General features: G+C 73.5%; 19 protein-coding genes and 1 riboswitch. Of the genes, 9 read left to right on the top strand and 10 right to left on the bottom strand.

The features are described 5' to 3' along the window. Positions 1-248 precede the first annotated feature (248 nt). Both OG823_RS32415 and OG823_RS32410 read left to right on the top strand, forming a co-directional pair. Entirely contained in the window at positions 249-1,688 is a 1,440-nt protein-coding gene (locus OG823_RS32415) for a glycosyltransferase (RefSeq protein WP_371483819.1), read from the top strand. 302 nt (positions 1,689-1,990) lie between these two features. Next, complete coding sequence (locus OG823_RS32410; protein WP_371483817.1) at positions 1,991-2,833, top strand: AAA family ATPase; 843 nt, start codon at positions 1,991-1,993, stop codon at positions 2,831-2,833. Between the two features lie 60 nt (positions 2,834-2,893). Here the strand turns inward: OG823_RS32410 and OG823_RS32405 are convergent, their stop codons facing one another. Beyond that, positions 2,894-3,355, bottom strand: a complete 462-nt coding sequence (locus OG823_RS32405) for a DUF5990 family protein (RefSeq protein WP_371483816.1) — start codon at positions 3,353-3,355, stop codon at positions 2,894-2,896. A 170-nt stretch (positions 3,356-3,525) separates the two neighbouring features. Continuing rightward, the gene (locus OG823_RS32400; protein ID WP_371483815.1) at positions 3,526-4,089 is read right to left on the bottom strand and encodes a hypothetical protein; all 564 of its coding nucleotides are present in this window, start codon (positions 4,087-4,089) and stop codon (positions 3,526-3,528) included. A 254-nt stretch (positions 4,090-4,343) separates the two neighbouring features. Between OG823_RS32400 and OG823_RS32395 the strand changes: the two genes are divergently transcribed. Continuing rightward, the gene (locus OG823_RS32395; protein WP_371483814.1) at positions 4,344-5,999 is read left to right on the top strand and encodes a BBE domain-containing protein; all 1,656 of its coding nucleotides are present in this window, start codon (positions 4,344-4,346) and stop codon (positions 5,997-5,999) included. 139 nt (positions 6,000-6,138) lie between these two features. Here OG823_RS32395 and OG823_RS32390 read toward each other — a convergent pair whose 3' ends face one another. Next, positions 6,139-6,459 (bottom strand): hypothetical protein, encoded by a 321-nt coding sequence (locus tag OG823_RS32390; protein WP_371483813.1) that lies wholly within the window; start codon positions 6,457-6,459, stop codon positions 6,139-6,141. A 277-nt stretch (positions 6,460-6,736) separates the two neighbouring features. Between OG823_RS32390 and OG823_RS32385 the strand changes: the two genes are divergently transcribed. Continuing rightward, positions 6,737-8,008, top strand: coding sequence for an FAD-binding protein (locus tag OG823_RS32385; RefSeq protein ID WP_371483812.1), 1,272 nt, complete (start codon positions 6,737-6,739; stop codon positions 8,006-8,008). A 533-nt stretch (positions 8,009-8,541) separates the two neighbouring features. Further along, positions 8,542-9,705, top strand: coding sequence for a lactonase family protein (locus OG823_RS32380; protein WP_371483810.1), 1,164 nt, complete (start codon positions 8,542-8,544; stop codon positions 9,703-9,705). A 300-nt stretch (positions 9,706-10,005) separates the two neighbouring features. Here OG823_RS32380 and OG823_RS32375 read toward each other — a convergent pair whose 3' ends face one another. Next, positions 10,006-10,692, bottom strand: a complete 687-nt coding sequence (locus OG823_RS32375; protein ID WP_371483809.1) for a pyridoxamine 5'-phosphate oxidase family protein — start codon at positions 10,690-10,692, stop codon at positions 10,006-10,008. A 304-nt stretch (positions 10,693-10,996) separates the two neighbouring features. Here OG823_RS32375 and OG823_RS32370 point away from each other — a divergent pair, with 304 nt between their 5' ends. The 3 genes from OG823_RS32370 (at position 10,997) to OG823_RS32360 (ending at position 14,321) form a co-directional block, all read left to right on the top strand. Further along, positions 10,997-11,353 (top strand): PRC-barrel domain-containing protein, encoded by a 357-nt coding sequence (locus tag OG823_RS32370; protein ID WP_371483808.1) that lies wholly within the window; start codon positions 10,997-10,999, stop codon positions 11,351-11,353. 496 nt (positions 11,354-11,849) lie between these two features. Then, a riboswitch (cobalamin riboswitch) is annotated at positions 11,850-12,088 on the top strand. Positions 12,089-12,139: 51 nt separating this feature from the next. Next, positions 12,140-13,339, top strand: a complete 1,200-nt coding sequence (locus tag OG823_RS32365; protein ID WP_371483807.1) for a HoxN/HupN/NixA family nickel/cobalt transporter — start codon at positions 12,140-12,142, stop codon at positions 13,337-13,339. Positions 13,340-13,538: 199 nt separating this feature from the next. Further along, positions 13,539-14,321 (top strand): glucosamine-6-phosphate deaminase, encoded by a 783-nt coding sequence (locus tag OG823_RS32360; RefSeq protein ID WP_371483805.1) that lies wholly within the window; start codon positions 13,539-13,541, stop codon positions 14,319-14,321. 141 nt (positions 14,322-14,462) lie between these two features. Here OG823_RS32360 and OG823_RS32355 read toward each other — a convergent pair whose 3' ends face one another. Together OG823_RS32355 and OG823_RS32350 are read right to left on the bottom strand one after the other, a co-directional pair. Next, positions 14,463-14,738, bottom strand: a complete 276-nt coding sequence (locus tag OG823_RS32355) for a hypothetical protein (protein WP_371483803.1) — start codon at positions 14,736-14,738, stop codon at positions 14,463-14,465. 183 nt (positions 14,739-14,921) lie between these two features. Further along, positions 14,922-15,497: a TetR/AcrR family transcriptional regulator gene (locus tag OG823_RS32350; protein WP_371483802.1), complete on the bottom strand. Its 576-nt coding sequence runs from the start codon at positions 15,495-15,497 to the stop codon at positions 14,922-14,924. 184 nt (positions 15,498-15,681) lie between these two features. Here OG823_RS32350 and OG823_RS32345 point away from each other — a divergent pair, with 184 nt between their 5' ends. Further along, the gene (locus OG823_RS32345; protein WP_371483801.1) at positions 15,682-16,149 is read left to right on the top strand and encodes a DUF1348 family protein; all 468 of its coding nucleotides are present in this window, start codon (positions 15,682-15,684) and stop codon (positions 16,147-16,149) included. A 372-nt stretch (positions 16,150-16,521) separates the two neighbouring features. Here OG823_RS32345 and OG823_RS32340 read toward each other — a convergent pair whose 3' ends face one another. The 4 genes from OG823_RS32340 to OG823_RS32325 form a co-directional block, all read right to left on the bottom strand. Then, on the bottom strand, positions 16,522-17,283 hold the full coding sequence (locus OG823_RS32340; protein ID WP_371483800.1) for an SDR family NAD(P)-dependent oxidoreductase: 762 nt from the start codon (positions 17,281-17,283) through the stop codon (positions 16,522-16,524). Between the two features lie 433 nt (positions 17,284-17,716). Continuing rightward, the gene (locus OG823_RS32335; RefSeq protein WP_371483798.1) at positions 17,717-18,640 is read right to left on the bottom strand and encodes a glutathione S-transferase C-terminal domain-containing protein; all 924 of its coding nucleotides are present in this window, start codon (positions 18,638-18,640) and stop codon (positions 17,717-17,719) included. 200 nt (positions 18,641-18,840) lie between these two features. Continuing rightward, positions 18,841-20,145, bottom strand: coding sequence for a M20/M25/M40 family metallo-hydrolase (locus OG823_RS32330; protein ID WP_371483797.1), 1,305 nt, complete (start codon positions 20,143-20,145; stop codon positions 18,841-18,843). After that, positions 20,142-20,960 (bottom strand): GNAT family N-acetyltransferase, encoded by an 819-nt coding sequence (locus OG823_RS32325; RefSeq protein WP_371483795.1) that lies wholly within the window; start codon positions 20,958-20,960, stop codon positions 20,142-20,144. The genes OG823_RS32330 and OG823_RS32325 overlap by 4 nt, the downstream gene beginning before the upstream one ends. Positions 20,961-21,792: the final 832 nt, after the last annotated feature.

Raw genomic sequence — 21,792 nt, 5'->3', positions numbered from 1 at the left:
GCCGGATCCGCCCGGCGCACCGCACCGGTCGGGCGCACTGCACCGGTCGGGCGCGCGATCCGGCGGCATGATCGAAGGGCCCCGGCCCGGTGACCGGCCCGGTCGTCCGGCACCAAACCGGAGCGCTGGTCGCACCGAACAGGTCAGGAAGCCGGAGCGGGCCGGTCGGACCGGTCGGCGCAGCGGTCCCGCCCGGCATCGCCGGTCGGACCCGGCAGGCTCGATCCGCGCCCAGGAGGAGGAGACCCGTGCCCCGTGTCGTCGTGGTGAGCCCGCCGTTCAGCTCGCACGCGCAGCCGCTCACCGTGCTCGGCGCCGCCCTGCGTGAGGCGGGCGCCGAGGTGCATCTCGCGTGCGCCCCGGCGTTCGCCGGGCCGGCGCACGAGGCGGGCCTGGGCTTCGCCGAGCTGACCGTGACCCGCAACGCCAACCACGGCATCGCCGAGCGCACCGTCCAGGACCACGCCGAGGCCGCCCGGCTGACGGAGTTCCTGGCCGCCACCCGCGAGGGCGCCGTGCCCGCCCTGCTCACCCAGGCGCGGCACCGCCGGGCCGACCTGCTGGCCGATCCGGAGCGGGTGCTGGCCGACCTGGCCGACCTGCACGACCGGCTGCGCCCCGACTGGTACCTCGTGGACCAGCTGAGCTACCCCGTGACGCTGGCCCTTCACTGTCTCGGCCTGCCGTTCGCGACCTTCTGCCCGGGCCATCCGAGCTACCTGCCCAGCACCCCCGACGCGTTCTTCGGTCTGCCGTACGCCTGGCCGAAGTCCCTGCGCCCGTCGGCCGCCCGGCTCGCGGAACTGCGCACCACCGTCGAGGCCAACGACCTCGCCTTCACCCGGTTGTTCACCCGATTCGTCGGCGAGCACGCGCCCGGCGCGGCCGTCCCGGGCAGGGCGTTCGCGCTCTGTTCGCCGCACGCGGTCGTCTTCAACTACCCGAGGCTGAGGTGGCTGCCGGCCCCACCCGCCGGCCCGGCCGCGCTCTACGCCGGGCACTGCACCCGGCCCGACGGCCCGAACGGCGGACTGGACCCGCAGTGGGCGCAGGCGGTGCGCCTACTGGGTGCCCGCGAGCGGCCGATCGTGCTCGTCGCGCTCGGCACGTTCCTCTCCGCACGGGACGACGTGCTGCGGGGTGTGGCCGAAGGCGTTCTGCGGCACGCGGGCGACGTCTCACTGATCATGGCGGCGGGCGCCCGGGTCGACGCCCTGCGGGACTCCCCGGCGCTCCGCGCAGCGGGCCCGGACCGGGTGCGGGTCGCGGCTTCGGTGCCGCAGCAGGCCCTGCTGCCCCATGTCGGAGCGATGGTGCACCACGGCGGGAACAACTCCTTCACCGAGTGCCTGCGAGCCGGGGTTCCCGCCGTGCTCCTGCCGTTCTCCAGTGACCAGTTCGCCGTCGCGCACGACGCCGAACTGGCCGGTGCGGGAATCTGCCTGGACCCAAACACCCTCCGGCCGCAGGCCCTCGGCGCCGCCGTGGCCGCACTGCTCGCGCGGCCGCCGGAGGCCGACCTCGGGGTGACCGGACCGACCGAACCGACTGGACCATCCGGGCTGAGCAGGCCGCCCGAACCGTCCGGGCTGAGCAGGCTGACCGCCGAGGTACGGGCGCACGGTCCGGAGTGGGCGGCGGAGCGCCTGCTCGCCGTGATGGACCGCGCGACGACCGCACCCGACTGAGCCGGGCTGCCACTCCCCTCGCTCCCTCGTCCCATCCCATCCGGGGCCACCGGAACGGAACAGCGTGGACCGCCGTCCCCCGCGTCCCGACGTGCACGCGCCGTCCTCGATCGGGCACCCGTCCCGACGGTCGGAGGCCGATGCCCGACGAGGGCCGGATCCGGGCCGGGGTCGACCGGGCCCGCGCCCACCGGCACCGCCGCCACCTGGTGGGTTCCCGGCCATCCGCCCTCCTCCCGGTGTGAACCGCGGGTTCGTCCCGTGCGAGGCTGGGAGGCATTCGGTCGGGGCGGGGAGCAGCGGTGGGTACGACGGACGAGGCGGGCGGCCCGGCGGCGCGGACGACGGTACCGGACGACGGGGAGGGACGACCCCGCGCCGGACTGCGGCCACGCGGCCTGGTGGACCTGCGCGGGTGGACCGCACCGCACGGGGGCGCCCCGGTGCTCCTGATCTACCCGGCGGACGCCGTGGTGATCGTCTCCGGGCTGCCGGGCAGCGGCAAGAGCACCCTGCTCCACCGGTGGTCGGCGGACGTCCCGGTGGTCGATCCGCGCGCCGTGCACCTGGCGTGCGAGGCCCTGATGCCGCACTGGTTGCCCTACCCGGTGTACCGGCCGTGGGCGCGGCTGGAGCACGTCCGGTGGTTGCGGGCGGCGGTCGGCGCGGGCGGGCCGCTGCTGGTGCACGACTGCGGGAGCCGGCGGTGGATGCGCCGGTGGCTGGCCCGTGGTTGCGCCGTGCAGGGACGTGAAGTGCACCTCGTGCTGCTGGACGTCGGGGCGGAGCAGGCCCTGGCCGGCCAGCGGGCTCGCGGCCGGTGGGCGCGGCGCCGCGTCTTCGACCGGCACCGGCGCGGGCTCGACAGGTTGCTGGCCGCCCTGCCGACGGCGGGTGCGGCGGCCGCCGTGGCGGCAGTCGCGCCCGGTACGGCCGGTACGACCGGTACGGCGGGCGCGCCCGGTACGAGCGGTACGACAGGCGCGCCCGGTACGGCCGATGCAGCCGAAGCGGCGGCGTCACGCCTGCCCGCCGTTCTGGCGGAGATGGCCTCGGTGACCCTGCTCGACCGGGTGTCGCGCGAGCGCGCCGCCGCCGCGTTCGACTCCGGGCCGCCTGAGCCGTCCGGGCCACGTGAGCCGTGAGCGGGGGCCCCGGGCCGCGCGAGCGGTGGGGTGGGCGGCCCCGCGCCGAGGGCCGGCGGTTCAGGACGGCGGCGCGGACCACTCGATCAACGGCGGCCGGACGGCCGCGCACAGCGGCCCGCCCCGGGCGTCGGTGAGGCGCAGGCGGGCGACCAGCAGCCCGGAGCGCACGGCGGCCTCGGCGGTGGCCGGGTCGACGGCGTCGAGCATCAGCTTCGCGCGCCGGAACACCGTGACCGCGCCCGCCGCGTCCGGTGTGCACCAGGAGAGGTAGACGAACCGGCCACCGGGAGACCCCTGGATGTACGGGCCGGTGAAGTCCGTCCCGGTCGCCGTCGTCCGGGGTGGCCCGCAGAGCAGGGTCCAGGCGGCGGCCGGGGAGTCGCCCGGCCGGGCGTCCAGCAGGTCCCCCGGGTGGTTGCGGCGCTGGACGGCGACCCGTACGTCCCGGTGCTCGGGGCGGCCGGGGGCCTCCGTCCAGTCGCGGCCCGGCAGGTCGGTGGCTTCGATCCGGATCTGCACGTCCTCAGTGTCCCCGATGGGCGGTCGGAGGTCCGGCGAATCGTCGGTACCGGTGGCGTGTCAGCCCGCCGCCGCCCCAGCGAGCAGGCCGACGAACGGACGGCCGGGCCAACGGGCACCTGAACGGGCGGGCGGCCGGACGGGCCGGCACGTACGCGCCGGCCCGCCGGTCAGTGGCCGACGGCCGGGACGCAGCCACCGTCGGCGATGTAGCCGGTGACCTCGGTGGTGACCTTCGCGCCCTCGATGGTCCCCTTCACGCAGCCGCCTCCCGCCGAGACGACGACGTGGGCGTAGTCGCGCTGCGGTGCGAGGTCGACGTGCACGAAGCCGGGCTGGGTACCCGTGGCCTCGGCGGTCACCCGCTTCAGCGCCGCCTCGTCCAGGGGACCGCCGACCAACGTCTCCAGCGCGGTCTCCAGTGCCCGCACCCGGGGCTGGTCCTCCGCCCGGGCGGCGTCGGACAGCGGCATCTCCTGCTTGTACGCGTTGTTCTCCGCGACCCGCTGCTCCCAGCTGTAGCTGATGCACGGCGAGGGCGCGGGGCCCGCCTCGGGCGCCGGGCAGTACGGCACGGGCGACTCGGTTCCGTCCGGGGTCGGCGCCGGGCTCCGGGTCACGCCCGTCCGGTTGCCGGCCCGGTCGGTGACGGCACTTCCGCAACCGGCCACACCCACGACGAGCAGCACGAGGCCGGCGACGGCGACGGGGCCCGGTCCCCTGAAAGGTCTCATACCGACATCCTCGGTCGCCCACGTACGAGGGCGGGGCAGCGGCGCCCGATCGTGACCAAGGCGACATCCTGCCGTCGCGCCACGGAGGCGCCCGGAGTGTCGGAGGCGATGCCCGGCGCGACCGACGATAGCCTCAATTCGCCATAAAGTGACAGGAATTGAACGGTCGTCAGCGAATGAGCTTTCGAGGCTGCGAGCTGTTGATCGTCCTGTCCTACTGTTCACGATCTCTCCACCGGTGAAGGCGAGTCGACGTGGTTCACGAGGTTTCACGACGCGGGCTCCTGGGAGCCGCCGGCGCAGTCGCCGCCGGTGCCTCCCTCGGCACCCTCCCCACCACCCCCGCCCGGGCCGCGACCGACGCCGAGGGGCCGTCCGGCGCCCGCGATCCGGGGGATCTGCGGGTCCTGCCCGGTGACGGGCGCTACGAGACGCTCAGCCAGGGGTTCAACCAGCGCTGGACCAGTGAGCCGAGCTACATCCAGCTGGTCACCGGCGACACCGCTGCGCTCACCGCCGTCCGCGAGGCGCTGAGGCGGGGCCTGCGGCCCACCGTCCGCAGCGGCGGCCACTGCTACGAGGACTTCGTCGAGAACACCGGCGGCGCGATCCTGGATCTCAGCCTCCTGAAGGGCGTGTACCGCACCAGGGACAAGTACGGCAGCACCGCGTACTGCGTGGAGTCCGGCGCGACCGTCTGGGACATGTACACCGAGCTGTTCCGCAAGTACGACGTGGCACCGCCCGCCGGATCCTGCTACTCGGTCGGGGCGGGCGGCCACATCTGCGGCGGCGGCTACGGGGTGCTCAACCGGCGCGACGGCCTGACCGTGGACCACCTGGTGCAGGTGGACGTGGTCACGGTCAGGGACGGCCGCACCGAGGTGACCAGTGCGCACCGCTCGGATCCGGCCGGGTCGGACACCGAGCACCTGTTCTGGGCCCACACCGGCGGCGGAGGCGGGAACTTCGGCGTCGTCCTGCGGTACTACTTCGCCGAGACGCTGCCCCGGCCGCCGGCGCGGGTCTGGCTGAGCAGCATCGCCTGGCCGTGGGCCTCGATCCTGCAGAAGCCGGACGACTTCGCCCGCCTGCTGAAGAACTTCGGTGAGTTCTTCGCCGCCCACAGCGGCCCCGACGAGCAGGTCTACCAGGGCCTGTTCAGCATCCTCAAGCTCACCCACCACACCAACGGCAACATCGCCCTGTTCAGTCAGTGGGTCGGTGAGGACACCGGCCCGCTGGACGCGTTCCTGGACGCCATGGAGGCGGGCCTGGGCACACCCGCGACCGTCCAGAGCGCCGAGGCCGGCGGCCTCTTCCTGCCCTACCCGGACCGTCGCCGCCGGATGCCCTGGCTCCAGGCGACCCAGACCCTCAACGGCTCGGGGGCCAACCAGCGCGGCAAGTACAAGTCCGCGTACCACCGCAAGCCGTTCTCGGACCGGAACATCGACGCCGTCTGGACCTGGCTGACCAAGGACGAGCCCGGGGTGGACCTGACCCAGACACTGGTCCAGATCGACGCGTACGGCTGTCGCGTCAACGCCGTCGATCCCTGTGCCACGGCCGTACCGCAGCGGGACTCCTTCATGAAGCTGCAGTACCAGACGTACTGGACGGTGCCCGCCCAGGACGACGCCCATCTGGACTTCCTCCGGGGCTTCTACCAGGACGTCTACGCGGAGACCGGTGGGGTGCCGGAGATCAGCGACGCGGCCCGCGACCTCGGTACGGACGGCGCGTACGTCAACTACCCGGACGTGGACCTCGGGATCGCCACCGACCCGGCGCCGCTGTACCCACGGCTCTACTACAAGCAGAACTACGCCCGGCTTCAGCAGGCGAAGCGGATCTGGGACCCGCAGAACGTCTTCCATCACCAGCAGTCGGTCGTCCTGCCGGGCTGAGCTCCTCCCCGTTCCGCCGTCGGACGCTGCGACGGCGGAACGGGTCGGCGGAACGGAGACGGCAGAACGAGAACAGAACTGCGAGAACAGAGGCGCGAAAAGCGAGGTGCGAGAACGGTGGAGCGGGGACGGACCGGACTCAGTTCTCCGGGTGCAGCAGGGACCTGACCATCCGGCAGGTGGCGGCGGACGGGCGGTGGATCCCGATCCGGGACGCCAGGGAGCGGATACGACGGTTGTTCGCCTGCTGCGGGCCGTAGATGCCGGAGTCGAGCAGGACGACCGCCAGCCGCATCGCCTTGAGGCGGCGGTTGTGGTCGATGTACCAGGCGCGCGGCTGACCGGCCGGCAGCGCCCGTACGGCCGGCGGACCGGTGCGGCGGGGACGACGGACGGGGACGGCGGTGGCTTGCACGGCGCGTTTCCTCGGGGCCTTCGGGGTGAGTACGGCGTCGGACATCGGCGACCTCCCTGTGCGGTGATGTGCACTCGCTGATGGTCCCCATTCTAGGTTCCGGCACTGACAACCGGCCATGCCCCGGACGGCCTCGGACCGGTCGGCCGGGTGCCTGCGCACGGGGGTGCGGCCGGCGCCTCCCTCCGTCGACGGGAGCGCCTCGCGAGCAGGGCGGCGGGTGGTGGGCACCGACCGGGACCACGGGCCGAACCCGCTGGCCACGACCATCGCCCGCAGCACAGAATTACCGGTGTTCCGCACCCGCACAGGAAGACAGGTCATGGCCTCCACCTCACCCCGAAACTGGGCCGGCAACATCACCTTCCGCGCCGCCCGGCAGCACCGCCCCTCCTCGGTGGACGAGCTGCGGCGGATCGTGGCAGACGCGGAGCACGTCCGGGCGCTCGGCACCGGCCACTCCTTCAACCGGATCGCCGACACCGACGGCGACCTGGTCCGCCTGGACGGCCTTCCGCGCCGGATCGACGTCGACCCGGCGTCCTCCACCGTCACGGTGTCGGCGGGCCTGCGGTACGCCCAGCTCGCGGAGCACCTGCACGCCCGGGGGCACGCCCTCGCCAATCTCGCGTCACTGCCGCAGATCTCGGTGGCGGGAGCCTGCACGACGGCCACCCACGGTTCGGGCAACGGACGGCAGAACCTCGCGGCGGCGGTGGCCGCCGTGCGCCTGGTCGGGCCGGACGGCGGACTGACCGAACTGCGGCGGGAGAATCCGCAGGACCGGCTCGACGGCGCCGTCGTGGCGCTCGGTGCGCTGGGCATCGTCACGGACGTCACGCTGGACGTCGAACCGACCTACGAGGTCGCGCAGTGGGTCTACACGGGCCTGTCCGGGGACCGGCTGACCGAGAACTTCGAGGAGATCTCCGGCGCGGCCTACAGTGTGAGCGTCTTCACCGACTGGGCGTCGGACGACAACCAGGTCTGGCTCAAGAGGCGCACCGACCGGGAGGATCCGGGCCACCTCGGCCGCACCTGGCTGGGAGCGCGGTGCGCCGACCGGCCGCTGCACCCGATCCCCGGCATCTCCCCGGCCCACTGCACCGAACAGCTCGGTGTGCCCGGCCCCTGGCACGAGCGGCTGCCGCACTTCCGGCCGGACTTCACCCCCAGCAGCGGCGCCGAACTGCAGTCCGAGCTCATCCTGCCCCGCACCGCCGCGGCCGAGGCCTTCGAGGCACTGCGCCGGCTCGGGCACCGGATCGCGCCCGTGCTGCAGACGGCGGAGATCCGTACGATCGCGGCGGACGACCTCTGGCTGAGCCCCGCCCACCGGCAGGACTCGGTGGCCCTGCACTTCACCTGGATCGAGCAGGCCGCCGCCGTACTGCCCGTCATCGAGGCCGTCGAAGCGGTCCTTGTGCCGCTGGGCGCCCGCCCGCACTGGGGAAAGCTGACCACCCTCGCCCCCGGCACCCTGGCCGGTCGGTACGAACGCGCGGCCGACTTCCGGCAGCTGATGCTGGACCACGACCCGGCCGGGAAGCTGCGAAACGCCTTCGTGAGCGAGGTCTTCCCCGACCTGGGCTGAGTGCCTCACCGCCGCGCGCCGAACCGTCCCGTCCGCCGTCCTCCCCGCCGTGGCTCCCGGCGGGGAGGACGGCGGGCGCCGTCCCGGGGCATCCGTACGACCTCCGAACACACCGCCCGTGGGAGCGCCGTACGCGATGGCCCTCTCCGGCCGCCGGTCCAGGGCCGGACCGGCGCCGGACAAGCGCGCGGGCGAACGCCCCGGGCACCCCGCGCGGCGCCTCCCGGACAACGGATGAATCGTCCGATACCTTCACCGTCGAGAGCCCCGACGCGACGCTCACGGACGGATCACGGTGACGCCGGTGCTTTCGCCATGCCCCGCCCACCCGGCCCGACACCGTCGAAGGACCCCTCCGCCGACGGCGGCTCGGCCGCACTCGGCAGACCCGCGGATCGGCCGGACCGGACACGTCCGGCCACGGCGTTCGGCCGGGAACCGGCGGACGGACACCTCCGAACTCGCTCCTCGGCCAAGGACGCGGGCCCATCCGGGCGCGGCACCGAACCCCGTTCTCCCAGGAGGCATCCACCGTGCGCATTCCCACCCGCCTCGGCCTCGCCGTCGCGACCGCCCTGGCCACCACCGCCGCCCTCGCCCCGGCCGCCCCGGCCTCCTTCGCGGCCGAGGACACCCACGGCCACGGCAACCCGTCGGGCACCGGCGGCCGACACGCCGTCTTCGTGCAGACCGACAATCCGGCGGGAAACCGGATCGCCGCCTACCAGCGCGGTGAGGACGGCACCCTGACGCCGGACGGAAGCTACGACACCGGCGGGCTCGGCGGCGTACTGGAGGGATCGGTCGCCGACCACCTCGCCTCGCAGGGGTCGCTCACGTACGATCCCCGGCACCAGCGGCTCTTCGCCGTCAACGCCGGCAGCGACACCATCTCGGTCTTCACCGTGGACGGCGACCGGCTGGAGCTGTCCCAGGTCATCGGATCCGGTGGCCGGTTCCCGGTCAGCATCGCCGTCCACGACGACCTCGTCTACGTCCTCAACGCGCTGGACGGCGCCTCCGTCCAGGGCTACGCCTTCGGCCACGGCCGGCTGATCCGGATGGCGGACTGGCACCGCGGGCTGGGACTGGACCCGAACGCCGCACCGCAGTTCACCCACACGCCGGGGCAGGTCGGGTTCACCGACGACGGCTCGCAGCTGGTGGTGACCACGAAGGCGAACGGCAGCAGCCTGGTGGTGTTCGGCATCGCCCCCTCGGGCGCCCCGGCGAGCGCACCGGTGGTCACCGCGGATCCCGGCGGCGTGCCGTTCGGCTTCGTGACGGGCGGCCACCGGCGGCTCCAGGTCACCGAGGCCGGCCCGAACGCACTCGCGACGTTCACGGTCGGCGCGGACGGCGCCGCCACCCGGACCACCGCCGCGGCCACCGGCCAGACGGCCACCTGCTGGGTCACGGCCACGGGCGACTTCCTGTACGCGTCCAATGCCGGAAGCTCCACCCTCAGCGGATTCCGGCTCGACCGCCAGGGCCGGCCGGTGCTGATCGGCACCACCCCCACCCACCCGGGCACCGTCGACAGCGCGGCCTCCGCCGACGGCCGGTTCCTGTACGTCCAGACCGGGATCGAGGGCATCGTCGACGAGTTCCGGGTCGACGATGCCGGCTCACTCACCGTGCTCGGCTCGCAGACCGTACCCGGTGCGATCGGCGGCGAGGGCATCGTCGCGTTCTGAGACGGAGGCGGCCTCGGATCCTGCATCCGGGGCGTGGACGAGCGGGTCCGTGTTCACGAGGTGACGATTGAAAGCGCTCTCCGCCATCTTGACGCTCTGACAGGTACAGGAGTTGAATTCACGTCAGCCCGGAACCGCCGCGGAACCCCCCTCCTGCGGCGGTCCGGGGCCTTCCTCCCCTCGTTTCCCGGACCGGACGGCACCCCCCCCGGACGGGAGAGCACCGCCCTGCCCGGGGGTCGGCGCGGAGCGTGGGACGGACCGGGCGGTGGACGGACCGGGCGGTGGACGGACCGGGCCTCAGAGGGTTCCGATCCGTCGGCCGGAGACCCGTTCCGGCCGGATCCGGATCCACAGCGGTCGGCTTCCGCCCGCCCAGGGCTCCGCGGCCTTCGCCTCGGTGAGAAGCCGAACGGTCTCGGGGTCCTCGATGTGCTCGGCCGTGCCGACCACGAGCACGCTCCACCCCTGGCTCAGGCGGTCGTCGATGCGGTCGGCCTGGAAGGAGAGACCGGTACCGGCCTCGACCGCGGCGGCGCCACGCGGGTTCGTCCGGTAGACGACCGTCTCCACGTCGACCGTGTAGTTGACGGGGAGGACCACCGGCCCGGGTTCGCCCGGAAGGGCGATCCGGCCGACACCGTGACTGCCGAGCAGGTCCCAGCACTCGGCACCGTTGAGATGGATCAGGACGGGACGCGGCGACGCTCCGCTCTGCCCCGGCGGCAGGTCGCTGCGCCCTTCGAGCAGGTCCTGGTAGGTCGTCCGCAGGGCTGCGGCGATCCGCAGGTAGCCTCCCGGGTCGAACTCCGGACCGGCTTCGAGCAGATGCTCCAGGTACGGCGGCGCCATACCGGCCCGTACGGCCAGATCCGCCTCCGACAGACCGAGGTGGGCCCGCCGCTCGGCGACGCGCCCGGCGACCACGCCGGGATCGGTCCGCTGCCGCGCCGGCCGGGCGGACTCGGGTGGTGGGGATGCGTGCACGGTGACTCGGCCTCCTCTCGTCGGGTCCCCCGCGGTGGGGCGGGTTCCCCGGGGTGGGGCGGGTTCCCCGGGGTGGCGGGTTCCACGTGGGAAACGGCGACGCCGGGTGCGCCCGGCTGACACCGGGCACCTTTCGACTCTTCTTTCGACTCTGCCGTCCGGCTGGGGTTTCGGCACCTGCTGGGCCCCGCCGCCCGGCTCGGAGCGGCCGCGCCGGTGGTGCGCGCGACCTGTCCGGGGCAAGCTGAAGTGCGGGCCGCCGGTCGGACGGCAGTGCGGGACCAACCGCGTGAAGGGAGTCACGGTGATCCAGGTAGGCGATATCCGCGAGTGGCGGACCCACGACGTCGTCGACACCGGCGGGCGAAAGATCGGCACGTTGGAGGCCGTCTACGTCGACACCGTCACCGACCTGCCGGCCATGGCCACGGTCCAGATCGGCCTGCCCACCCGCCACCGCCTGGTCTTCGTCCCCATCGAGGACGCGGTCGTCGGGCCCGGCTATCTGAAGGTCGGCTACGACAAGTCCCTCGTGAAGGACGCACCGGCGATCGGCACGGACGACATCCTGCCCGCCGAGGACGAGGAGGCCGTCTTCCGGCACTACGGCCTGGCCTACCAGCCGGGAGCGGGCGGCGAACGCCGGCTGGCGCGTCCCTGACCCGCCCCCGACGCGGCGGGCCGCCGCCTGCCCGACCGCATGCCCTCGTGGGGACACGCCTCAGCCGTCGGCCCTGAGCACTCGGGCACGGGCGGACGCCCGGCGGTCGTAGCGGCGGGACCGGCCGCCCGGTGGGCCTGGCCCGTGTTCCCGTGCCCCCGGCCGCTGCCCCGCGCCCGCTGCCGCTGCCGCTGCCGCTGCCGCTGCCGCTGCCGCTGAGCCTTGACCGCGTACCCGCCTGCCCCGGCCACCCTCGTCACCCCGTCACCCGGTCACCCGGTCACACCGCGCCCGGTCACCCACCGTCAGGTCGTCCGCTCGTCCGCTCGCCCGTGAGCCGCTGCCGGGCCGGACTGGCGCGTGTGGCCACGCCGCTGCCGCCCCCTCAGCTGTGCCGCCGTCCGGCCGTGCTGCACGCCGGTCCGGCGACCTCCGGAAACTCTTGTTGCAATATCTGCGCAACTGCGCAGACTTGTCGATCTCCGAGGCCAGCACCTACCGTGTTCCTCGCCGTGGTGTTCGGGAATTCCGGTGCCGGCCCGTCAGGGTCCAGTCCGGAGCGGCCCTCGCCACTGTGAACGGGAAGTGTCCCCATCGTGCCCGCCTCCGCGCGGACAGCCACCGGAGCCGCCAGGCCCCGGGAAGGCCGGATGGCGATGCGACGCCCCTCAGCCGGTACGCCGGTCGGGAGGCATGCCCGAAGCCAGGAGACCGGCCACGGCATGCACGACTCCCCCGGCCCACGCCGGGGGTGCCCCCATCGAGGAGCTGGAGAGGCCGCCGAGCATGACCCTGACCGGAGACACCCCCCGATCACCCCGCGCACCCCGTTCGACCCGACCGGCGCAGTCACCGCAGTCACCGCAGTCAACGCAGTCACCGCAGCAGTCGCGACCCGGACCGCGCTGGGAGCGCAGGGACACCATCCGGACCGGCGGCCTGCTCGCCGCCATCGCCGCCATGCACGTGGTGGCCTTCGGCACCCTGTTCCTGCTCGTCGCGCCCAACCACTACGCAGTCGGCACCCAGGTCTTCGGCGTCGGCCTCGGCATCACCGCGTACACCCTCGGCATGCGGCACGCCTTCGACGCCGACCACATCGCAGCGATCGACAACACCACCCGCAAGCTGATGGCCGACGGCAAGCGCCCGGTCTCGGTCGGCTTCTGGTTCGCCCTCGGCCACTCCAGCGTCGTCATGCTGCTGGCCGCACTGATCGCGGCGGGAGCCAAGGTCGCCGGCACCCTGGTCGACGAGAACTCCCCGGTCCACAACGCGCTCGGCGTGATCGGCACCAGCGTCTCGGGCGCCTTCCTCTACCTGATCGCCGCACTCAACCTGGTTGCGCTGGTGGGAATCCACAAGGTGTACAGGGCGATGCGCGCGGGCGAGTTCGACGAGAGGCAGTTGGAGAAGCACCTCGACCAGCGCGGCTTCATGAACCGCATTCTCGGCCGGCTGACCAGGTCCATCACCCGCCCGGGCCAGATGTTCCCGCTGGGCATGCTGTTCGGCGTGGGCTTCGACACCGCCACCGAGGTCACCCTGATGGTGATGGCCGGCTCCGGCGCGGCCTCCGGACTGCCCTGGTACGCGATCCTCTGCCTGCCCCTGCTGTTCGCCTGCGGCATGAGCCTGTTCGACACCCTCGACGGCACCTTCATGAACTTCGCCTACCACTGGGCGTTCTCCAACCCCGTCCGCAAGGTCTACTACAACCTCACCATCACCGGCCTCTCGATCGCCGTCGCCTTCCTCATCGGCACCATCGAGCTGGTCAGCGTCCTGCACGACAAGCTCGACCTCACCGACCCGGTCACCGGCTGGATCTCCGACATCAGCCTGGACAACGTGGGCTACGTCATCGTCGGCCTCTTCGTGGTCGTCTGGGCGTGCGCCCTCGGCTACTGGCGGATGGCCGGCGTCGAACGGCGCTGGGCCGACAGGGCGGAGCAGGCCGGCCGGTCCGACCGGCTGACCCGCTGACCCGCTGACCCGCTGACCCGCTGACCGGCTGACCGGCTGACCGGCTGACCGGCTGACCGAACAGCGCACCGGACGACGCTCGGGGCCAGATCCGCACCCGGTCCCGACCCCGTCCGACCGGGGCCGGGGTGGACCTGGGAGGGGTATACACAGCAGAATGGTCTATACCTCTACGTCGTTCAGGAATGGTGGCCCCCGCATGGAAATCGTGATCGTCCCCGACGCCGCCGCCGGCGGCGAGCTCATCGCCGCGGCGATCGCCGACCTGCTGTCCGTCAAGCCCGACGCGCTGCTCGGTGTGGCCACGGGTTCGACCCCGCTGCCGATCTACCAGGCGCTGGCCGCCCGGGTGCGGGCCGGGTCGCTGGACACCTCCCGCGCGCGGGTCTGCCAGCTGGACGAGTACGTCGGCCTGCCGGCGGGCCACCCCGAGTCCTACCGTTCGGTCGTCCTGCGCGAGGTGGTCGAGCCGCTCGGCCTGCCCGAGGACTCCTTCCTCGGCCCGGACGGCAACGCCGAGGACATCGCCGCGGCCGCCATCGCCTACGACCGGGCGCTGGCCGAGGCCGGCGGCGTGGACCTCCAGCTGCTGGGGATCGGCACCGACGGCCACATCGGCTTCAACGAGCCGTGCTCCTCGCTCGCCTCCCGCACCCGGATCAAGACGCTCACCCGGCAGACCCGCGAGGACAACGCGCGGTTCTTCGACAGCCTGGACGACGTCCCCCACCACGTGCTCACCCAGGGCATCGGCACCATCCTGGAGGCCCGCCACCTGGTGCTGCTGGCCACCGGCGAGGCGAAGGCCGAGGCCGTCGCCCTCGCGGTCGAGGGCCCGCTCGCCGCCGCCGTCCCGGCCTCGGCGCTCCAGCTGCACCCGCACGCCACCGTGGTCGTGGACGAGGCGGCCGCCTCGGGGCTCAAGCTCGCCGGCTACTTCCGCGACACCTACGCCGCCAAGCCGACCTGGCAGGGCCTCTAGGAATCCGCACGACCGTCCGGAGCGCGGCCGGGCCGTCCGCCGGGGTATGAGGGGTGGCCACACCGGTCAGCCCTCACCGTCGTACGCCGGGCGGTGGTCGCGGACGGCTCCCCGAGCCGCCGACCCCGGCGACGGGCGCTCTCACTGGCTCCGCAGCGCCGCCACGCACTCCCTGCACCGGCGGGTCCGGTGCTGCGGCGGGTACCAGGGCTCCCCCGGTCCGGCCGGCCGGTACTGCTCCTGCTCCAGCGGGGTCGTGTCCAGCCCGCAGAACGTGCGGGGCCCGGGATCCTCGGGCACGTCCGGGTCCGCCGGGGCCGCGTGCACCCAGCGGACCCGGGCGCCCACGTCGACCTCGCCCGCGTCCAGCACCTCGGTGGACGGCTCCAGCTCCAGCAGCACAATGATCGAGGCCATACCCCGAGCCTGCCCCGGGCCACCGGGCCGCGCATCCCGGGCGGTGCGCCCGGGCGGTGCGCTGGGACGCCGGGCCGTCGTGGAGGCCACCGCGCGCCAGGGGCACCCACGGCCCAGCCGACATGGCGCGGGCGCGTGATCGCTACGGCGCAGGCGCAGCCCGGACGGGCCCCGGCGAGGTGGTCAGGCGTCCGCGGTCGCGGGGTAGTGCGCCGCGGCCAGCAGGAAAGCCGCCGCCTGCCGTGCCTCCCGGGCCGGTTCCGGTGTGCCCGAGACGGCGGCCGTGACCATCGCTCCCTCGGCGAGCAGCAACAGCGGCGCGGTCAGCGCGGCCGGCTTGCCCGCGTCCTCGAGCAGCGCGGCCAGGTAGTCGCGGAAGGCGTTCTTGTGGGCCCGCGCCGCCTCGGCCACCGCCGGATGCACGGCTCCGAGTTCACCGAAGGAGTTGACGAAGGCGCAGCCGCGGAACGACGGTTCGGAGAACCACCGGTACAGCCGGTCGAAGACCGCCAGGAGCCGCTCCTCGCCGACGGGCCGACCCTCCACGTACCGGGCCAGGTCCGCCCGCCACCGGGTGTCACGACGCTCCAGATAGGCCCGGACCAGGTCGGACTTGGACGGGTGGAGCTGGTACAGACGCTTCAGCGACACTCCCGAGGCGGCCCGGATCTCGTCCATGCCAACGACCTGGACGCCACGCTCGTAGAACAGCTCCTCGGCTGCGTCGAGCACCCTGGTGTCCGCTTCGGCAAGATCCATCCGAACTCCCGGATTGCGCGAGAATGACCGTTCTCCTAGGGTAGTGCACGCGAGGGAGAACGATCGTTCTCCCTCCTGTCCGCCGCCGGGCCGCCGCCGGCCCGCCACCACCGCCGAGCTGCCCCACCACGCCGCCCACCGGGCTTCCCCGCCCGGGAGGCCGCCCTGACCGCCGGGAGCCGTCATGACCACCCGCCCGCCCGTTCCCCCCTTCACTCTCGACACGGCCGTCGCCAAGGTCCGTCAGGCCGAGGACGGTTGGAACAGCCGCGACCCGCAGAAGGTGGCGCTCGCTTACACCGAGGACTCACGGTGGCGCAACCGCGCCGAGTGGGCCACCGGACGCACGGAGATCGTCGCCTTCCTCACCCGCAAGTGGGCCATGGAGCTCGACTACCGGCTCATCAAGGAGCTCTGGGCCCACCGGGACGACCGCATCGCCGTGCGCTTCGCCTACGAGTGGCACGACGAGGCCGGCAGCTGGTACCGCTCGTACGGCAACGAGAACTGGGAGTTCGCCGAGAACGGCCTGATGCGGGTACGGCACGCGTCGATCAACGACGTGCCGATCGCCGAGGCCGACCGCAGGTACCACTGGCCGCTCGGCCGGCGCCCCGACGACCACCCCGGCCTGAGCGACCTCGGCCTCTGACCCGAATCCGCAGGTACTGGCGGAGGTCGGCGGCTGATACGACGACAGGTGTCCGTGCGGGGTTCGAGATGGCCGCGCAGGTCGCCGTGCTGGACCACGCACCCGCCGACTGGCCCGCCGCCACGAACTCCACTTCACCGCCGCGGCCGGTGAGCTGATCGCCCGGGCACCGGCCCGGATCCGCGCCCACCGACACCTCTCAGCCGCCTGACCGACCGGCCCGACCAGGCCCGAACCACCCGACACCGCCCCGGAACGCCGCCCACCCGGCACGACAGCCGGGCCACCGGCCTACCCGGACACCCCGAACCAGGCCAACAGCCAACACAGAGATCAACTGACCGACCGTCGGCCACCACCTGCGGATTCGGGTCAGATGCGGGAGATGCCGAAACCGCCGTCGACGCTGAGGACGGCCCCCGTGACGAACGCCGCGTCCTCGCTGACCAGCAGCGCGATCGCCCGTGCCACATCATCGGGTTCCGCGATCCGCCCGAGCGGCGTGCGGTCCGCGATCCGCTGGGAGAACTCCTTCGGCAGTCGGGCGCTCGCCTCCGTGCGGACCAGGCCCGGTGCGACCACGTTGACCCGGACGCCCAGCGGTCCGGCCTCGGCGGCGACGAACCGGGCGAAGGTGTTGATCGCCGCCTTGGCGGTGCCGTGCGCGGCCATGCCGGGTGCGGGCGGCCCGTCGGCCACGTTGCTGGAGACGTAGACGATCCGCCCGCCGCGCTGCCCGCCCATCACGGCCAGGGCGTGCTGGGTGAGGGTGTAGACGCCCGCCAGTTCGGCCGTCAGCTTCGCGTGGAAGTCCTCCCACGGCAGTGTGCCGACCGGGGTGGGTGTGAAGGACGGCGCGGCGGCGTTGCAGACCAGCACGTCCAGCCGGCCGTCAGCGGCGGCCAGTCGCACCAACTCGGCGGCCTCGGCCGGGTCGCGGACGTCGCCCCGGATCGCGAAGGCCGTGCCGCCGGCCGCCTCGATCTCCGCCACGACCAGTGCGGCGGCCTCCGGGCTGGAGAAGTAGTTCACGGCCACCCGGTAGCCCCGGGAGGCGAGTCGGCGGGCGGTGGCGGCGCCGATGCCCCGGCTGGCGCCGGTGACCAGCGCCGTGGGAACGGCAGTTGAGTTCATTGGTGCCCCCCGGTTCGACTCGGTAGCGGTGAACGTATCAGTGCCTCGGGCACCCGGGGACGGCGGCCTCGGGCACCCGGTCGCCGGCCCGACGGGCGGCGGCCGAACGACGGGAACCGGACGGGCGGGAGGAGACGGGAGGCGGGCCGCACGCGGCACCCACCGCGCCGCCCGCTGCACGGTCACCGCCCGCCGCCCGCCGCCACGAACTCCACTTCACCGCCGCGGCCGGTGAGCTGATCACCCAGGCACTGGCCGACCGTCGGCCACTACCTGCGGATTCTCGTCAGAGGAGCGGTCCCGCCGGGTTCTCGCGCCCGCCCGGCACGGGGCCCCGTCCGAAGCGGGGCCCCGTCGACCGGCGGATCGGCGAACAGGCGGACAGGCGGACAGGCGGACAGACGGACAGACGGACAGGCGGACAGACGGACCGTCAGATCAGCGCACCCGCAAGGGCCTCGCGACCGTGCGGGGCACCCCAGTCCGGCAGCTTCGCCCCGGGTGCCGAGAAGGTGGCGAAGTCGGTGGTCGCGGTGAACGCCTCCTGCTGGTAGAGGTCGCGGGCGTAGTCCCAGAGGTTCGGGAACTCGGCCAGCCCGGGGTTGATGGCACGAGTGGCGTTGGCCGCCACGTCGTACCGGGCGAGGGCCACCCAGAGCCGGACGTCGGCCTCGGTGAGCCGCTCCCCGAGAAGGTAGCGGCCCTGTCCGAGCCGCGCGTCGAGCTCGGCGAAGGCCGTCAGCAGCGCGCCACGAGCCGCACCGGCGGCCGGGCCGGCGCCGGCGGCGACGCTGACGCCCTGGTTCACCGCGGGGCCGAGCCAGCGGTCCAGCTCCTCGATCCGGGCGCGCAGCGGCTCCGGGTAGAACTCGCCGCCGTTGCCCCACGGGCCGAACTGGGTCGCCAGGTCGATACCGATCCCGGCGAAGTCGTTGCTGACGATGCGCCCGGTCTCACGGTCCCAGAGAGTCGGTACCGAGATATGTCCGTCGAACCCGGGCTCGGTCGCCTCGTAGGCCTCGCGCAGCAGGGTGAAACCGTTGACCGGGTCCGGGCCGTGGGTCTCACGGAACGCCCAGCCCCTGCCGTCGCGCCCACCGTCGACGTAGGACACCGAGACCACCTCCTGCAAGCCGTTCAGGGCACGCTGGATCGTGACGCGCTGCGCCCACGGGCAGAACCACCCCGCGTACAGGTGGTAGCGCCCGGGCTCGGCCCGGAAGCCGCTGCTGCCGTCGGCGGTGATCCGGCCGGTGAAGCGGTAGAGCGGGCGGTCGTCGCCCGGGGCCCGGTTGATCCGGTACTCGCCGTGGACGGCGGTGTCGACGGCGTCGGCGTAGCGCGGTGTCCGGCTCATGTTCGAGTTCCTCTCAGATGGACGTGCTTGACGGGGTTCGGCTCGCGGTCGTTCGGCACGGTTCGCGGCGGTTCGGTAGGGATCCTGGCGGTTCGGCACGGCTCGTGGCGCTTCGGTACAGCTCGCGCTCGGGCGGTACGGCTCGTGCTCGGCCGGTACGGCTCGCAGTCGGCCGGGTCACGTCGACCGGCCGGCAGCGGTCAACAGGTGCGCAGGAAGCGGTCCAGCACCCTGGTGCCGAACTCCAGGGCGTCGACCGGGACCCGCTCGTCCACCCCGTGGAACAGGGCCGTGAAGTCGAGACCGGCCGGGAGCCGCAGCGGTGCGAAGCCGAAGTGTCGGATGCCCAGCCGCTGGAAGGACTTGGCGTCGGTGCCGGCCGAGAGCATGTAGGGCAGCACCCGGGCCCCCGGGTCCTCGGCACCGATCGCCAGGGCCATCGCGTCGACCAGGGAGCCGTCGAAGGTGGTCTGCACGGGTGGCAGGCTGTCCCACTCGCGCTCGACCTCCGGCCCCAGGATGTCGGCGAGTTCGGCTTCGAAAGCCTTCTCCCGGCCGGGCAGGATACGGGCGTCGACGGTCGCCCGGGCCTGCGAGGGAACCACGTTGGCCTTGTAACCGGCCTCGAACATGGTGACGTTGGCGGTGTCGCGCAGCGTCGCCCCGATCATGCGGGAGAGGTTCCCGAGACGGGCCACCGCGCCCTCCGGATCACGGTCGTCGAAGGGGACGCCGGTGAGCTCGCCCACGCCTTCGAGGAACTCGCGCACCGGGTCGGTGAGGATGAGCGGGAAGCGGTGCGACTCCAGCCGGGTGACCGCCGCGGCGAGTTTGGCGACGGCGTTGTCACTGTGGAGCATCGAGCCGTGCCCCGCCGTTCCGGTCGTTCTCAGCCGCAGCCACATCACGCCCTTCTCCGCCGTCTCGATCAGGTACGCACGCGTGCCGCCGTCGAAGGAGACGGAGAATCCGCCGACCTCGCTGATCGCCTCGGTGGCCCCCTCGAAGAGTTCCGGGCGGTTGTCGACCAGCCAGCGGGCGCCGAGGAAGCCTCCGGCCTCCTCGTCCGCGAGGAACGCGAAGATCAGATCCCGGGGCGGCACCACACCGTCGCGCTTGAACTGCCGGGCCACCGCGAGCGTCATCGCGACCATGCCCTTCATGTCGACGGCGCCCCGGCCCCAGACGTAGCCGTCGTGGACCTCGCCGGAGAACGGTGGGATCGTCCACTCGCTCGCGTCGGCGGGGACCACGTCGAGGTGGCCGTGCACCAGCAGCGCCCCGCGCGTCGGGTCCGCGCCGGGCAGCCGGACGACCACGTTGCCGCGCCCGGGCGCTCCGGACTCGACGTACGTGGTCTCGTACCCGACCTCGGCGAGCTTCGCCGCGACGTACTCGGCGGCGGCCCGCTCGGTGCCGGGCGCGGCGGCGTCGCCGGTGTTGCTGGTGTCGATCGCGATCAGCTCACTCGCCAGCGTCACCACCTCCCGGACGGCCGTGCTCATGCGCCCGCGCCGGTGACGGGGACCCGGACGGCGAGGAAGGCGACCTCGCGGCGCAGCCGGAAGCCCAGCGACTCGTAGAGCCGGATCGCGTTGGTGTTGCTCGCGGCGGCGTGCAGGAACGGCGTCTCGCCCCGGGCCCGGATACCGGCCGCGACCGCGTGGACGAGCCGGGTCGCCAGCCCCTTGCCACGGTGGTCCGCGGCCGTGCAGACGGCGCTGATCTCGGTCCAGCCCGGTACGTGCAGCCGCTCGCCCGCCATCGCGATCAGTTCGCCGCGGTGCCGGAACCCGAGGTACGTGCCGAGCTCGATGGTGCGCGGCAGGAAGGGGCCGGGCTGGGCGTGCGCCACCAGCGCGAGCATCTCCTCGACGTCGTCGGGCCCCAGCGTGAGCGCCTCGGCGTCGGGCGCTGCCGCGACGCCCTCGTCCACCAGCTGTACGCCGGGGCCGTGCATGACGACCTCCCAGCCCGGCGGTGGCGTGCCCCCGTAACCGGAGACCGCCGCGACGGCGCCCGGTCCGAGCAGGGCCGCGACGTCGCTCCAGGCCGACTCGTCGGGCCGGTCCGGGAGGGCCACGAAGGGGGAGACGTCCACCTGGTAGCGCAGCACGGATCCGTACCGCTCGGCGAGATGCGCGTGCGGACCGAGCAGCGCCGCGCGGGCCGGATTGTCCAGCGGGTGGAGATCCCCGACGCGAAGGCCCCCCTCGTGGGGGTACGCCGGGTGGGAGTCCGCCGGGTGCAGGTCCGGCTGCGCGAACGGAGCCTCGACCGGTGGGCGGGGGTCCGTGGTGGACGGGTGGGAAGGGGACATGAGGATCCGTTCCTCGATTTCTGTCTCTGACCAGGGATCTGGCTGCTGTGGAGGGGCGCCGACCGCCCGGCAGCGGCGTTCGGCGGCTGTCCGGCCGTGACCGACAGGCGGCCCACCGTGCCCGGGGCACGGTGGCCGTGGGCGTCGGCGTCGGCGTCGGGAGTGCGGCAGGGGGTGCGGCGGAGATCTGTCCGGGGACGCGGGTGCTCGCGCGTCAGCGGGAGTTACCGCCGCCGATGTGACCGGCTGTCAGATCTGACAGAGGCCGGTCGGTGAGCCGACCCCGTCGATCCAGCGGCGCCGGACCAGCCGGGCATCGGCGTCCGGGCCCTGCGGACCCGCGGATCGCGGGGAGGTGGCGCGAACGAGCGGCGGACAACCCGTGGTTGCCCGCGCGGAGCGAAGTGCTCGTGCTCGCATCATCCCGACCCGTCTCGACTGCCGCTACGGCAGAGGGCCAGACTACATCCCGCGCGGTCGCCCGGATGTGACCTGCACCACGGCCGGACGCTCCGCCGCCGGCGAGGCCGGGAACGCTCCCGGAGGCGCTCCCGGAGGCGTTCCCGGAGCCGATGTCAGAGGCGATGTCGAGCCGACGTCCGAGGCGATCCGGGGATCCGCCCACCCTGCACGGGGAGCCGAGGATCCGACCCGTCGACCAGCGTCCGGAGCGCGCCCGCCGTGACCGTACCCACCGGCCCGGAGGAACGCACCGGGCGCGTCGGACCGACGGCCGGCCCGGCGCCGGGCGGACCGAACCTCCGACTCCCCCAGCACTGTTGGCGCCGGAGCAGCCGCCTCCCAGGGTGCCACTCGTTGTCGGCTCGCTGTT

Origin of the sequence: Kitasatospora sp. NBC_00315, assembly GCF_041435095.1 — a bacterium.
Lineage (GTDB): Bacteria > Actinomycetota > Actinomycetes > Streptomycetales > Streptomycetaceae > Kitasatospora.
This window is presented reverse-complemented; position numbering and strand designations above follow the sequence as displayed.